13 protein-coding genes are annotated in these 13,452 nt (G+C 59.4%); 10 read left to right on the forward strand and 3 right to left on the reverse strand.

The genetic code is table 11. The annotated features are described in order from the left end of the window. Positions 1 to 95: 95 nt before the first annotated feature. Positions 96 to 425 (forward strand): helix-turn-helix domain-containing protein, encoded by a 330-nt coding sequence (locus GH656_RS14430; RefSeq protein ID WP_174769791.1) that lies wholly within the window; start codon positions 96 to 98, stop codon positions 423 to 425. On the opposite strand, the gene GH656_RS14435 is transcribed toward GH656_RS14430, so the two are convergent. Then, a complete protein-coding gene (locus tag GH656_RS14435; protein WP_174769792.1) occupies positions 409 to 1,113 on the reverse strand; it encodes a helix-turn-helix transcriptional regulator in 705 nt (234 codons plus the stop codon). The genes GH656_RS14430 and GH656_RS14435 overlap by 17 nt on opposite strands. A 514-nt stretch (positions 1,114 to 1,627) precedes the next feature. Between GH656_RS14435 and epsC the strand changes: the two genes are divergently transcribed. Beyond that, complete coding sequence (epsC, locus tag GH656_RS14440) at positions 1,628 to 2,566, forward strand: serine O-acetyltransferase EpsC (RefSeq protein WP_153076771.1); 939 nt, start codon at positions 1,628 to 1,630, stop codon at positions 2,564 to 2,566. Positions 2,567 to 2,701: 135 nt separating this feature from the next. Here the strand turns inward: epsC and folE are convergent, their stop codons facing one another. Next, positions 2,702 to 3,337 (reverse strand): GTP cyclohydrolase I FolE, encoded by a 636-nt coding sequence (folE, locus tag GH656_RS14445; protein ID WP_153076772.1) that lies wholly within the window; start codon positions 3,335 to 3,337, stop codon positions 2,702 to 2,704. Between the two features lie 227 nt (positions 3,338 to 3,564). On the opposite strand from folE, the gene GH656_RS14450 reads away from it, so the two are divergent. The 8 genes from GH656_RS14450 to GH656_RS14485 all read left to right on the forward strand — a co-directional run bounded on the left by GH656_RS14450 (position 3,565) and on the right by GH656_RS14485 (position 11,644). Beyond that, positions 3,565 to 4,803, forward strand: a complete 1,239-nt coding sequence (locus GH656_RS14450) for a 4-hydroxybenzoate 3-monooxygenase (protein ID WP_153076773.1) — start codon at positions 3,565 to 3,567, stop codon at positions 4,801 to 4,803. 103 nt (positions 4,804 to 4,906) lie between these two features. Beyond that, complete coding sequence (locus GH656_RS14455) at positions 4,907 to 5,671, forward strand: 3-oxoacid CoA-transferase subunit A (RefSeq protein WP_174769793.1); 765 nt, start codon at positions 4,907 to 4,909, stop codon at positions 5,669 to 5,671. Continuing rightward, positions 5,668 to 6,336, forward strand: coding sequence for a 3-oxoacid CoA-transferase subunit B (locus GH656_RS14460; RefSeq protein ID WP_153076774.1), 669 nt, complete (start codon positions 5,668 to 5,670; stop codon positions 6,334 to 6,336). The genes GH656_RS14455 and GH656_RS14460 overlap by 4 nt, the downstream gene beginning before the upstream one ends. A gap of 184 nt (positions 6,337 to 6,520) precedes the next feature. Then, positions 6,521 to 7,918 (forward strand): 3-carboxy-cis,cis-muconate cycloisomerase, encoded by a 1,398-nt coding sequence (locus GH656_RS14465; RefSeq protein WP_153076775.1) that lies wholly within the window; start codon positions 6,521 to 6,523, stop codon positions 7,916 to 7,918. Between the two features lie 6 nt (positions 7,919 to 7,924). Then, positions 7,925 to 9,109 carry a bifunctional 3-oxoadipate enol-lactonase/4-carboxymuconolactone decarboxylase PcaDC gene (gene pcaDC, locus GH656_RS14470; RefSeq protein ID WP_153076776.1) on the forward strand — a complete coding sequence of 395 codons (1,185 nt, stop codon included), beginning with the start codon at positions 7,925 to 7,927 and terminating at the stop codon, positions 9,107 to 9,109. Positions 9,110 to 9,190: 81 nt separating this feature from the next. Further along, on the forward strand, positions 9,191 to 10,522 hold the full coding sequence (locus GH656_RS14475; protein ID WP_153076777.1) for an MFS transporter: 1,332 nt from the start codon (positions 9,191 to 9,193) through the stop codon (positions 10,520 to 10,522). Positions 10,523 to 10,649: 127 nt separating this feature from the next. Continuing rightward, positions 10,650 to 11,177: a type II RES/Xre toxin-antitoxin system antitoxin gene (gene parS, locus GH656_RS14480; RefSeq protein ID WP_153076778.1), complete on the forward strand. Its 528-nt coding sequence runs from the start codon at positions 10,650 to 10,652 to the stop codon at positions 11,175 to 11,177. Beyond that, a complete protein-coding gene (locus GH656_RS14485) occupies positions 11,174 to 11,644 on the forward strand; it encodes an RES family NAD+ phosphorylase (protein WP_153076779.1) in 471 nt (156 codons plus the stop codon). The genes parS and GH656_RS14485 overlap by 4 nt, the downstream gene beginning before the upstream one ends. A 298-nt stretch (positions 11,645 to 11,942) precedes the next feature. On the opposite strand, the gene aptA is transcribed toward GH656_RS14485, so the two are convergent. Then, on the reverse strand, positions 11,943 to 13,271 hold the full coding sequence (gene aptA, locus GH656_RS14490; RefSeq protein WP_153076780.1) for an omega-aminotransferase AptA: 1,329 nt from the start codon (positions 13,269 to 13,271) through the stop codon (positions 11,943 to 11,945). Positions 13,272 to 13,452: the final 181 nt, after the last annotated feature.

Consider the following 13,452-nt stretch of genomic DNA (forward strand, 5'->3'; position numbering starts at 1 on the left):
TGGGTAGGTGTGCAGCCGGAAAGGCTCAAGCAGAATGCGCCCTGAGAGCAGCCAAACACAGACACACCACACTTAAATTAAATGGCGAGGGTTATATGGAATTAGTAGAAATGCATCGGCAAGAGATCACCCATAACCGGGTGATGCCCATCGTACCCTCGGACAGGTCCTCTGCCGCGGTAGATCGCGCCCGAATCATCGAGTACAGGAAGAAGAAAAAAGAAAGTCAGCGCCGCTTTTGGGCGCGTTTTGGCGTGACGCAGTCGCGCGGCAGCCGTTTTGAAGCGGGCGCAGAAATCCCGGCTCCAGTTTCAATTCTATTGGGTTTGTATTTTACGAAAACAGTTTCCGATGGCGATCTTGGTCGCGCTGAACGGTTGCTGTATAGCTGGGGGCCAGCTTCAATGGTCAGCCAGGGTCGATAAGTCCAAGCTGGGTTGCAATTACTGCAGCTGCGCGCCGTGAATTCACACCGAATTTCGTTCTGATATTTTTCATATGGAAGTCAACCACGGCTTCCGAGCAATTCAGAATATGCGAAATTTCCCATGTGGATTTACCGCGCGCTGTCCATTTAAGGCATTCGCGTTCGCGCGGCGTAAGTTTGGGTAATAAAGCCTGAGCGTGCGTATTTAAATGCTGCTGGCTGCTATCAATTATCAGATCACGCAATAAAACAAGATTTGGTAGCGCCTTGTCCAGATGATTCCAGAATTCTTCTGTTGGGTTGCTGTCGCTGACGAAACACAACATGCCCGCTTCCTGCTTTGGGCCATGGATGGGCAGCGTGATGCCTGCGCGTAAGCCATGAGCGCGAGCTTCTTCATACATTGACTGCTGCGGCAAAGTTGAAAACACCGTCGGTGACCAGATCAGCGGGCTCGATTTGGTCGCGCAATGCTGAACGGTTGGGTCGATGTGCGCCAGGCCCTGCTTGATATAGGCTTGCCGCCACGATGCCGAATAGGTCGTGCGCACGAACGCGTCTTCAAGGCGCAAGCCCGGGCGCGGCAGAATGGCCACCAGAACCTGATCGAATCCCCATGTTGCTGCTAACTGCGTCACCGCGTCGAACCACGATGCTTCGTCGGTCGCGTTGAGCATCGGAGACATCTGCTCAATGAAATTTAGCGACATTATTATTCTCTGAAGTCGCAGCAGGCTACGCTGCAGGTATAGCCGACGTCTAAGCGTCTAACACCTCGTATTTGTCATCCTTTTGTTGTATCGCAATAATCTAGCATTGTTTGTTCCAGGCACAGAGCGAGATCGGGCTCAACTGTCGTAATTTTGTGAAGTTTTAGAAGAGACGCTTTCGTTCCAAAAAAGGCTAAAAAAAACGCTAACCTGACAGATTGTCAGCGGGAGTTTCACGGTTATTCTTTAATAAGATCAATTTATCTCATTAGGGTTTTTATTTTGAGTATTGATCTATGGCTGTTTTGTTAATAGCGGCTGGTTTTAAGGCCGACGAATGCCCATCGCTGCGAGATCAACGCGGCGCTCAACTTCATCGGGTTCATGGCAACGGAGCGGAGTGGGCCTTCGCGCGGGGGTTAGGGAAACACGGTAATCTCTCGGGACATTTCACTCTGAGCCGTGTTCCCGCACGGTTGTCGTTCTGACTATGTCCAACGTACCTTCCCATCATTGGGGCCTTGAGCCAATCGTTGCTGCGCTGCGTGCTTCGCGTGAAGAGCTCCACCGCACGCGGCATCCACGGGGGATTCGTGAGCTACCGTCGCGCGAGGCTGTGGCCAATATCATCAATGGCTTGCGTGCGGCGTTGTTTCCCACCCACTTTGGCGCGCCTGGCCTGACCGATGAAACCGTCGATTACTACGTCGGCCATACGCTGGAAAGCACGCTGCGTCTGCTGGCTGAACAGATTCGGCGGGCCTTGCGCTTTTTACCCGAGCATGCCGATACGCCCGAAACCGAATTGCGCGAGCACGCCTATGCGATCGCCAGCGAATTTGGCCGGCAGTTGCCTGATATCCGGGCGTTGCTGGTCAGCGATATTCAGGCGGCGTTTGCTGGCGATCCGGCCGCGCAGCATATAACGGAGATTTTGCTGTGCTATCCCGGCATCTGTGCAATGACGCATCACCGCATGGCGCATGCGTTGTACCGGCTCGGCGTGCCGTTGCTGGCGCGCGTTATCAATGAGATCGCGCATTCCGGAACCGGGATCGACATTCACCCAGGGGCGCAGATCGGACCGAGCTTTTTTATCGATCACGGCACCGGCGTGGTGATTGGCGAAACCGCCATCATCGGCGAGCGGGTGCGGGTGTATCAGGCCGTGACGCTAGGCGCAAAGAGTTTTGCCGCTGATATCGACGGCTCGCTGGTAAAAGGCAATGCGCGCCATCCACTGGTCGAAGACGATGTGGTGATCTATGCCGGGGCGACCATCCTGGGGCGCGTGACTATCGGGCGGGGCTCGGTGATTGGCGGCAATGTCTGGCTGACGCATAGCGTGCCACCGGGCAGCAGTGTTTCCCAAGGCAAGGTTCGAGAGGGTGAACGTGCCGATGCGGTTTCTTCCAGAGTGCAGCCATAGCGATTGAGGTAGCGGGTTTGCAGCGGTTTGCTGCAAACGACCGGCCCGCCTTGTGAGGCCAGCAAAGCACAACGCGCCCCGCACGGATTCCGTGCGGGGCGCGTTGGCAAGGGCACCCAGGATGGTCGCGGGAGCTCAGGTATTCGATACGCTCATGGCGATCGGGTTGCCGATAATCGCCAGAAATTCGCGCCGGGTGGAGGCGTCCGTGCGGAAGGTGCCGAGCATGCGCGAAGTCACCATGCCCACTCCGGCTTTATGCACGCCGCGCGTCGACATGCACTGGTGCGACGCTTCGAGCATGACGCCTACGCCTTTGGGCTGAAGCACTTCGTTGAGCGCGTCGGCAATCTGCACGGTCATTTTTTCCTGAATCTGCAGACGCTTGGCAAAGGCATCTACCAGCCGTGCCAGTTTTGAAATGCCCACTACCCGTCGTTCGGGCAGATACGCCACATGAGCGCGGCCGATGATCGGCACCATGTGATGCTCGCAATAGCTTTCGAAGCGGATATCTTTCAGCACGATCATTTCGTCGTAGCCTTCGACTTCTGAAAACGTGCGCGACAAAATTTCGCGCGGCTCTACTGAATAACCCGCGAAAAATTCTTCATAAGAACGAACAACCCGGGCTGGCGTATCCAGCAGCCCTTCGCGCTGCGGGTTGTCACCGGCCCAGCGCAGTAATACGCGAACGGCGGCTTCGGCTTCTTCACGGGTGGGGCGCTCGGGTGTGTCAATGGGCTTCGCAGGCTGCGCATCGCGGCTCATTTGGGTTCTCCTGTAGAAAATCTGAGGCAAAAGATCGCGCATTGTTCCATGTTTTGGCCACGGCTGTTGGGACGTGATTCGCTTCACGGTGAGGCGGGTCATGGAATTGTCTGCTCAGGCGGGGGAAATTTCGTTCTATACCCCGTATTGCATTGGCCCTCTTGCAGTACCAGAAAGAAGCAAGAACAATCGCATGTTGTCCGAACTAATAAAAGAGAGGAGAAGACATGCGTACTCAGGTGGCGGTCATCGGTGCGGGTCCGGCAGGATTGCTGCTGGCTCATTTGCTGCGATTGCAGGGTGTCGAGTCGGTGCTGATTGAAGCCCGCTCGCGCGAGCATTGCGAAAACCGGGTGCGAGCGGGGGTGCTGGAACAAGGCACGGTCGATACCCTGAACGAGGCTGGGCTGGGTTGCCGGATGCGTAGCGAAGGGCTGGTGCATCGCGGCATCGAGTTGCTGTTCGAGCATCAGCGGCATCGTGTCGATATCGCCGGGCTGACTGGGGGGCGCGCGATTACGGTGTATGGCCAGCATGAAGTGGTGCGCGATCTGCTGGCGGCGGCTTCGCGCGAGCAGCAAAAAATGTACTTCGAGGTCAGCGAGGTGGCACTGGACGGACTCAAGACTGGGCAGCCATCCGTGCAATTTACTCATCAAGGTGTGCGGCAGCAGATTGACTGCGATTACATCGCCGGTTGCGACGGGTTTCATGGCGTGAGCCGCGCGGCGATTCCATCAGAGGTGCTGCGCACATATGAACGGACGTATCCGTTTGCCTGGCTCGGCATTCTGGCGGACGCTCCGATCGTTGCCGATGAGCTGATCTATGCCCATCACGAGCGCGGGTTTGCGCTCTACAGCATGCGTTCACCCCGTGTGACGCGGCTTTATCTGCAATGCGGCATCCATGAAGATCTGGCGCTCTGGCCGGATGCCCGTATCTGGTCTGAATTACGTACCCGTTTTGCCAGCGCGGATGGCTGGACTCCAGCTCAGGGGCCGATCATGCAAAAAAGCGTGACGCCGATGCGTAGTTTTGTCACCGAGCCAATGCAGTACGGTCAACTTTTTCTGGCAGGTGATGCCGCGCATATCGTGCCGCCCACGGGCGCTAAAGGCATGAATCTCGCGGTGGCGGATGTCCGGGTGCTGTCGGGCGCGCTCGGGGCGCGTTACCGCGACAATCGCACGGACTTGCTGGAGGCTTATTCAGCGACTTGCCTGGAGCGGGTCTGGCGTGCGGAGCATTTCTCCTTGCGCATGACGAATCTGCTGCATGCCACCCCTGACGAAACACCCTTCACCCAGCGTCTGCGCCTCGCAGAACTCCGGCAAATCACACGCTCGCAAGCCGCCGCACGTGTGCTGGCAGAAGACTACGCCGGGTTGCCTTTTGGCATGCAAAATGCCTTGCCAGACGGCCGTGGGCACTGCCTTGACAGCGTCTCTGCGCGACTAAGATAATGCGCAGCACGTTCGTTAAACGTGCTTCAGATTCATTCATTAGTCGAACAGAATTAACCTCGTATTCGAACAATCTGTTGCAGCGTTCTAGAAGGGATTCGGCATGGTTAACAAAATATTCGCTTCACTTCAGGCGGCAATCGCTGACATTCATGACGGCGCGACGATCATGATTGGTGGTTTTGGCACGGCGGGCATGCCTTCTGAGTTGATCGACGCGCTGATCGATCAGGGCGCACGTGATCTCACCATCGTGAACAACAACGCCGGTAACGGCGAAATTGGCCTGGCCGCGTTGCTCAAAGCCAGGCGTGTGCGCAAGATCATCTGTTCATTTCCGCGTCAAACGGATTCCTATGTTTTTGACGCGCTTTATCGTTCTGGCGAGATCGAACTGGAGCTCGTGCCGCAAGGCAATCTGGCTGAGCGGATTCGTGCCGCTGGCGCGGGCCTCGGCGGGTTTTTTACGCCTACGGGCTATGGCACGCAGCTCGCTGAGGGCAAGGAAACGCGTTTGATCGACGGCCGTCACTACGTGTTTGAGTCGCCGCTGGCTGCCGACTTCGCGCTGATCAAGGCGTATCAGGGCGATCGCTGGGGCAACCTCGTGTATCGCAAAACCGCCCGTAATTTCGGGCCGATCATGGCGAGCGCGGCGAAGACCACGATCGTTCAGGTGTCGCAGGTGGTGCTGCTTGGCGCGCTGGACCCTGAAGCGATCGTGACTCCGGGCATCTTCGTGCAGCGTGTGGTTGAGGTGCCGCAGGTGGGTCAAGCGGCCCAGGCGGTTCAGGCCGCTCAGGCGGTGGAGCGCGCAGCGGCACTTCGTCAGACTACTTCTGTTCGACCAGGGAATTTCAAACCATGAAACGACTGACCCGCGATCAAATGGCCCAGCGCGTGGCCCAGGACATTCCTGAAGGCGCTTATGTGAACCTTGGCATTGGCGTGCCTACCCTGGTCGCCAATCATCTCGACCCCAGCCGCGAAATTTTTCTTCATAGCGAGAATGGCCTGCTGGGTATGGGCCCGGCACCGGCCCCCAACGAAGAAGATGACGAGCTGATTAACGCGGGCAAGCAGCACGTCACGTTGCTGACTGGCGGCGCGTATTTCCACCATGCGGATTCGTTTGCGATGATGCGCGGCGGTCACCTTGATTTTTGCGTGCTGGGTGCATTTCAGGTTTCAGTTACTGGCGATCTTGCAAACTGGCACACCGGCGCGCCGGATGCGATTCCGGCAGTAGGGGGCGCGATGGATCTGGCGCTTGGCGCGAAGCAGGTGTACGTGATGATGGAGCACTTGACGCGGCAAGGCGAAAGCAAGATCACGGCGAGCTGTACCTGTCCTGTGACCGGAGTGGGCTGCGTGGACCGGATCTATACCGATCTGGCGCGGCTGGATTTCACTCCCGATGGCCTGGTGGTGCGCGAGATATTTTCGGATATTGATTTTGCTGAGCTGTCCCGGCTGACCGGTGTGCCGCTGATTGATGCAACCGGTGCGTCCCCAGTGGAGCAGGTGAATTAAATGCATGGCTGATGCCGGATCGTGGTTACGGCCACCCCGGGGCCTCAGCCATGTCCATGCCCATGCCACGCTGATTTTCTTGCCTCTGTGTTGCTTACCCCTGTGTTGCCGTTTTTCTCACGTTTCCCTCACGTTCCTCTCCCGCGCTTTTTTCCTGCGCTGCTGTTCTGTAGAAGCCATTTCCATGCTCGATTCCAGCGTCCGTCTGACTAGCCTGATTTGCGGCACCGAACCGATGAACGAGGTCTGGTCGCCGCGCGTGACGCTGCAACGGATGCTCGATGTAGAGGCCGCGCTGGCCCGCGCCTGTGCGGCGCACGGCGTGATTCCGGCATACGCCGCGAGTGTGATTGAGGCCGCTTGCGCTGTCCGCCTGATTGATGCGGGAATGCTGGCGCGCGATGCCGCGTCAGGCGGCAACCTTGCTATTCCATTAGTGCAGCAGCTCACCGCGCAGGTGAGGCAGCTTGACGTTGAAGCGGCGAAGTACGTCCACTGGGGGGCGACCAGTCAGGACATTCTCGATACCGGCATGGTGCTGCAACTGCGCGATACGTTCGCGTTGCTGGATGCTGGTTTGCAGACGCTTTGCGCCGCGCTCGCGGGCCAGGCGCACAAGCATCGCGCGACGCCAATGGTCGGCCGCACATGGTTGCAGCAGGCGTTGCCACTCACGCTTGGGCTGAAGTTTGCACAATGGCTGGATGCGTTGCTGCGTCATCACGAGCGGCTCGATGGTCTGCGGGCGCGGCTGCTAGTGCTGCAGTTTGGCGGCGCGGCAGGCACGCTGGCCAGCTTGCGCGAGGCCGCACCGGCTGTGGCGCAGACGCTTGCCACTGAGCTCGGTTTGGCACTGCCGGCCGTGTCGTGGCATACCCAGCGCGACCGTGTGGCGGAGGTTGCGGCATTCTTCGGCATCCTGACGGGTACGCTGGGCAAGATGGCCCGCGATATCTCGCTGCAGATGCAAACCGAAATCGGTGAGCTGGCCGAACCCGCCGCACCAGGAAAGGGCGGCTCGTCCACCATGCCGCACAAGCGCAACCCGGTGGGATGCGCTGCGGTGCTGAGCGCGGCAACGCGCGCGCCAGGGCTGGTGGCGACCATGTTGAGCGCGATGGTGCAGGAGCATGAGCGTGCGCTGGGGGGCTGGCAGGCAGAGTGGGATGTGTTGCCCGATCTTGCCCGCTTGACAGGCGGCGCGCTGGCCCAGACCGCGCAGATCATTAGCGGAATCGAAGTAGATACGTCCCGCCTCGCGGCGAATCTCGACGTTACGCATGGCCTGATTCTTGGCGAAGCGGTGATGCTCGCGCTGGCGGACCAGACTGGCCGGCTTGAGGCGCACCATCTCGTGGAGCAGGCCACCCGGGCCGCATTGCAAAGCGGCCGCACGTTGTTCGAGGTGCTGGCCGATGACGCTACGGTCACGCAGCATCTGCCGCTTGCCGAGCTTGAGCGGCTGCTTGAGCCCACTCATTACACCGGCCAGGCGAGCGCCAGCGTTGACGCTGTGCTGGCTCTTTACACCACGCGTGCTAGCCGCGCATCGCAGCATTCATCGCATTTACCGCAGGAGTAAAACCGCATGCCTTATCTCACCGTTAACGGCATTCAGCTTCATTACCGGATTGATGGTGACAGCACCGATGCCCCGTGGCTGGTGCTATCGAACTCGCTGGGTTGCGACCTGTCGATGTGGGCCCCCCAAGTTAGCGCGCTGGCGCAGCAGTTTCGTGTGCTGCGTTACGACACGCGTGGCCATGGCCAGTCATCGGCTCCACCGGGGCCCTACACCATCGAGCAGTTAAGCAGCGATGTGCTGGGTTTAATGGATCGGCTGGGGATCGAACGAGCGCATTTTTGCGGGCTGTCGATGGGAGGCCTGACCGGCATCGCGCTGGCCGCGCGTCACGCTGAGCGGTTTGAGCGCGTCGTGCTGTGCAATACGGCGGCACGCATTGGTTCGCCTGAGGTGTGGCTGCCGCGTGCCGCGAAGGCCCGTAGCGAAGGCATGGCCGCGCTGGCCGATGCGGTGCTGTCACGCTGGTTCACGGCTCGCTTCGTAGCGCATGAACCGCTCGTGCTGGCTGCGTTGCAGGACGGGTTCGTGCATACCAGCGCTGAAGGTTACGCGGCGAACTGCGCCGCACTCAATGCGGCGGATCTGCGCGCTGACACGGCGCGCATCACGGCACCTGTGCTGGTGCTGGCGGGTACGCATGATCTGGCGACGACACCCGCGCAAGGCCGGGATCTGGCGTTGCGGATTGCCGACGCGCGTTATGTCGAACTCGACGCAGCGCATTTATCGAATCTTGAACAGGCACCACTGTTTACCCGGACGGTGCTGAATTTTCTCAAGGAGCAGACAGCCATGACTAACGACGAACGTTATGAAGCCGGGCTAGAAGTACGCCGCGCGGTGCTGGGCGAGGCTCACGTTGAACGCTCGCTGGCCGCGCGCACGGAGCTGAATCACGAGTTTCAGGATCTGATTACCCGTTACGCGTGGGGCGAAATCTGGACCCGGGACGGCTTGCCGCGTCATACGCGCAGCCTGCTGACGATTGCGATGATGGTTGCGCTGAACCGCACTGAAGAACTGGCGTTGCATCTGCGCGCGGCGAAAAACAACGGCGTGACTCGCGCTGAAATCAAGGAGGTTTTGCTGCAAACCGCGATTTACTGCGGTGTGCCTGCTGCTAATTCGGCGTTTCATCTGGCCGACAAGCTATTCGCAGAGGGGGCTCACACCGGCACTGGTTTGTAATGGTTTTGATGCGGGTGTGAAATGAAGGGCCTGCATCCAGCAGGCTGGTGAAAACAGAAAAAAAATCTGGAGGAGATCCGCATGGCAGATAGGCCCCACACGCTTGACGTGCAGCAGTTCATCGACGAACGGCGGTTCTCGCCGTATCAGTGGTTCATTCTGGTGTTGTGTTTTTTGGTTGTCGCGGCGGATGGTTTCGATACCGCGGCGATTGGTTTTGTTGCGCCCGCATTGGCGGTGGAATGGCAGGTGTCGAAAACCGCGCTGGCACCGGTAATGAGCGCCGCGTTAGCTGGCCTCGCACTGGGCGCGCTCATGGCCGGGCCGATGGCAGACCGGATGGGGCGCAAGAAAGTACTGGTTGGCTCGGTGCTGATCTTTGCCCTGTTCAGCATCGTCTGTGCCTTTGCATCGTCGGTAACGGAGTTGACCGTGATGCGCTTTCTGACCGGCATCGGGCTGGGTGCGGCGATGCCCAATGCCACTACGCTGATGGCCGAATACGCGCCAGCGCGTCGCCGCTCGCTGGTGGTGAATACGATGTTTTGCGGCTTTACCCTCGGTGCGTCGGCGGGGGGGCTGGTTGCCGCGCTGCTGCTGCCGCATTACGGCTGGCGCAGTGTGTTTATTACTGGCGGGGTGTTTCCGCTGTTGCTGGTGGTCGTGCTGCTGGCGCTGCCGGAGTCGATCCGCTTCATGGTGTTGCGTGACTGGCCGCGGGCGAAAATCGCAGCCGTGCTGCAACGCATTGCGCCAGGCATGGCGTTTGGGCAGATGCGTTTTGTGCTGCCGGAAGAGGTGTCGTTACAGCAGCAAACCGGGCTTTCAGTGGTGCTGTCGCCGCGTTTCAGAAGCGGCACTGCAATGCTCTGGCTAACTTATTTTTGCGGGCTGCTGGTGTTTTACCTGCTGACCAGCTGGCTGCCTACATTGATGCACGACGTGGGTTATGCCGCGCGCGAAGCGGCGCTGGTGAGCGCGTTGTTTCCGCTGGGCGGTGGCATTGGCGCGATTGCGATGGGCTGGCTGATGGACCGTTTTGAGCCGCACCGGGTCATCGCACTGGCATTCACGCTGACAGCGCTATTCGTCTGGATGGTGGGGCAGCAAGCCAGCCATCTGATGTGGCTGGCACTGCTGACTTTCGTGGCGGGGGTGTGCATGAACGGGGCGCAGTCGTCATTGCCTGCGCTGGCGGCGGCATTTTATCCAACGAGCGGGCGGGCCACTGGGGTGGCGTGGATGCTAGGTGTAGGACGTCTTGGCGGAATTCTGGGCGCTTTCGCTGGCGGGTTGCTGCTGCAGGCGAACTTTGCCTTCAGCACGATTTTTGCCTGGCTGGCGCTGCCTTCGCTGGCCGCCGCCGCCGCGTTGCTGGTCAAAGGCATTGTGATGCGGGCTCGAGCTGGATAAATGCTCTGGGCCTATCCACCTATTCACCTATCCGTTGCAAATAGCAATATCCCAAATGGGAGGGGCTTGTTATTTATTTGGGAAGACCATAGAATAAAACCAGCACATGACCCCTCCGGGAAACTTTATGTCGCTACATACGATTCAAAAAGAACAGGGGCCGCGCGGGGCCCGGAGCCGCGCAACGGTAGTCAAGCTGGCAGTGGCAGCAAGGCTCGCGCAGATCGGCACACATGGGCTGGGTTTAGAGCAGGATGATTTCAGATTCTTTCTCGATCTCGACCCGATTGAACAATCTCAACTGATTCGGGATGGCATGGAGGCGATGATTATCAACCGCATTGCTAGTGAGTTATTAGGTATTCCGATGCAATCGCTGCTGGCCAGCTTGCGTTTGCCCGGAAGCACGATCAATCGCAAGATCGCCCAGCGTGAACGGCTCAGTGCCAGCGAGGCCGACCGCGCCGCACGCGCAATGCTGATTTATGGCCAGGCGGCTGACGTGCTGGAAGATCCAAAACTGGCCGCCGAATGGCTCATGCGCCCGAATGCGCAATTGCGTGACGAGCGGCCGCTGAATCTGCTGGATACCCAAACGGGGTTCGACCGGGTCCGCGACATTCTGTTGCGCCTTGAGCATGGCGTCACTGTATGAAGGTGTTTCGCCTGGCAAAAGAAAAGCCCGGGCGTTACCGGGCGGATGACCTGAGCGGCAATGGTGCGGCGCTCACAGGCGGGCGCTGGAATCCACGGGGCTTGCCCGTGTTGTACACCTGCTGCAGTGCTTCGACTGCCGTGCTTGAAGCGCGGGTGCATGCAGCAGGTCTTTTACCGGTTGCCAATTTTTATCTGGTGGCGCTTGAGGTGCCAGACCGGGCCGTGACGGCTGCGTATGTTCCTGCGTTACCTGACGACTGGAACGTGCTGGATCACGATCCCGCCTCGACGGTTGCGCTGGCGCGGCAATGGCTGGAAGAAGGCAAACGGCTGGTGATGCGGGTGCCGTCGGTGGTGTGCCCGACAGATGACAACCTGATTCTCAATCCGGTGCATGCAGGCATGACGCAGGTCAAGGTGCTGTACAAGCAGCGCTTTGAACTGGATCGGCGTCTGTTCAAGTAGCGCTACGTCGCTCGTCAGGCAGCGGCACACGGGCGGTGTGGTTGTTCTGGCGCGCTTGTCCTGGCATTAGTGCAGTCTGATTCATTCATGTGCTGCGCTCCGTACCCGCACCGCACCCGCCGTAAGGCACCGCATTCACCGCAAGACCCCGCAGCAAGACCCCGCAGCAAGACCCCGCAGCAAGACCCCGCCGTAAGACCCCCCGCCGCAAGACCCCGCCGCCCCCCCTCATCCCACACCGCCAGCATCCCCCTTCCACCGGACAATCCCCTCCTTTCGCCGCACCGCAAAACCCAGCCTATTCAACCGTCGCCAGCACGGCTCGCACCGTATTGAACAGGTGAGCAATCTGCGCTTCGTCAATGATGAGCGGTGGCGAAAACGCCAGGATGTCGCCGGTAAAACGCACCAGCACACCGGCTTCGTAGCATTTAACAAATGCCTCGTAGGCGCGTGCTCCCGGTGCACCATCACGGGGCGTTAGCTCGATACCCGCCACCAGCCCGAGATTACGGATGTCTTTGACGTGCTGTGCATCACGGAGTGCGTGAGCGGCGCTGGCAAATGTGGGTGCGAGCGTTGCCGCGCGGGCGAACAGGTTCTCGTGGCGATACAGCGCTAGCGCGGCTACGGCTGCGGCCGCTGCCGCTGGGTGGGCCGAATAGGTGTAGCCATGAAACAGCTCAATCGCGCCCGGTGCGCCATGATTGACCACCGTGTCGTGAATGCTGCGGCTGGCCGCGACAGCACCCATTGGAATCGCTGCGTTGTTGATGGCCTTGGCCATCGTTAGCAGGTCTGGCGTGATGCCGAAAAATTCACTGGCAGTGGCGGTGCCAAGACGGCCAAAACCGGTAATCACTTCATCGAAAATCAGCAGGATGTCGTGCCGGGTGCAAATTTCGCGCAGCTTGTGCAAATAGCCTTTAGGTGGAATCAGCACCCCAGTCGATCCGGCCACGGGCTCAACGATGACGGCGGCGATGGTCGATGCGTCGTGCAGTGTGACCAGCCGCTCTAGTTCGTCCGCCAGATGCTCGCCCCAGGCGGGCTGCCCCTGAGAGAACGCGTTGTGCTCAAGGTTGTGGGTGTGCGGCAGATGATCGACGCCAGGCAGTAACGCGCCCGAAAAAGTTTTGCGGTTAGGCGAGATCCCGCCTACCGAAATACCCCCGAAGCCAACTCCGTGGTAGCCGCGCTCGCGTCCGATCAGGCGGGTGCGCTGGCCTTCGCCGCGCGCCCGGTGATAGGCCAGCGCGATTTTCAGCGCGGTATCGACCGCCTCTGAACCCGAATTCGTGAAGAAAATCCGGTCGAGCCCAGCAGGCATCAACTCGGCTACTTTGCTGGCCGCTTCGAATGCGAGCGGGTGACCCATCTGGAACGTGGGCGCGAAGTCGAGCGTAGCCAACTGCTGGGTGATGGCGGCGATGATTTCGTCGCGGCCGTGGCCTGCGTTGACGCACCACAACCCGGCGCAGCCATCGAGCACTTCGCGTCCATCTGTCGTGCGGTAATACATGCCCTTGGCTGAGGCCAGCAAGCGCGGGGCGCTTTTGAACTGGCGATTGGCGGTGAAAGGCATCCAGAAAGACGAAAGATCGTCGCTAACGGGGCGCGAAGTCATGGTTTATTTCCTCGAAGTGGTAGCGGCAACTGTAGCGCCCGGGGTTAAATGCTGGACATAAACAGTTGGCGCGCTGGCGCTGTTTACTGTGCTGGTAAAAACGCCTCAACTGTATTGGTATGCGGGTGCTTTTTTTATGGTGTGTTTTAAGCGCCGCGTGCTTTCTCCCTAACGCGATAAC

The sequence above is a fragment of the Paraburkholderia bonniea genome, assembly GCF_009455625.1.
Classification (GTDB): domain Bacteria; phylum Pseudomonadota; class Gammaproteobacteria; order Burkholderiales; family Burkholderiaceae; genus Paraburkholderia; species Paraburkholderia bonniea.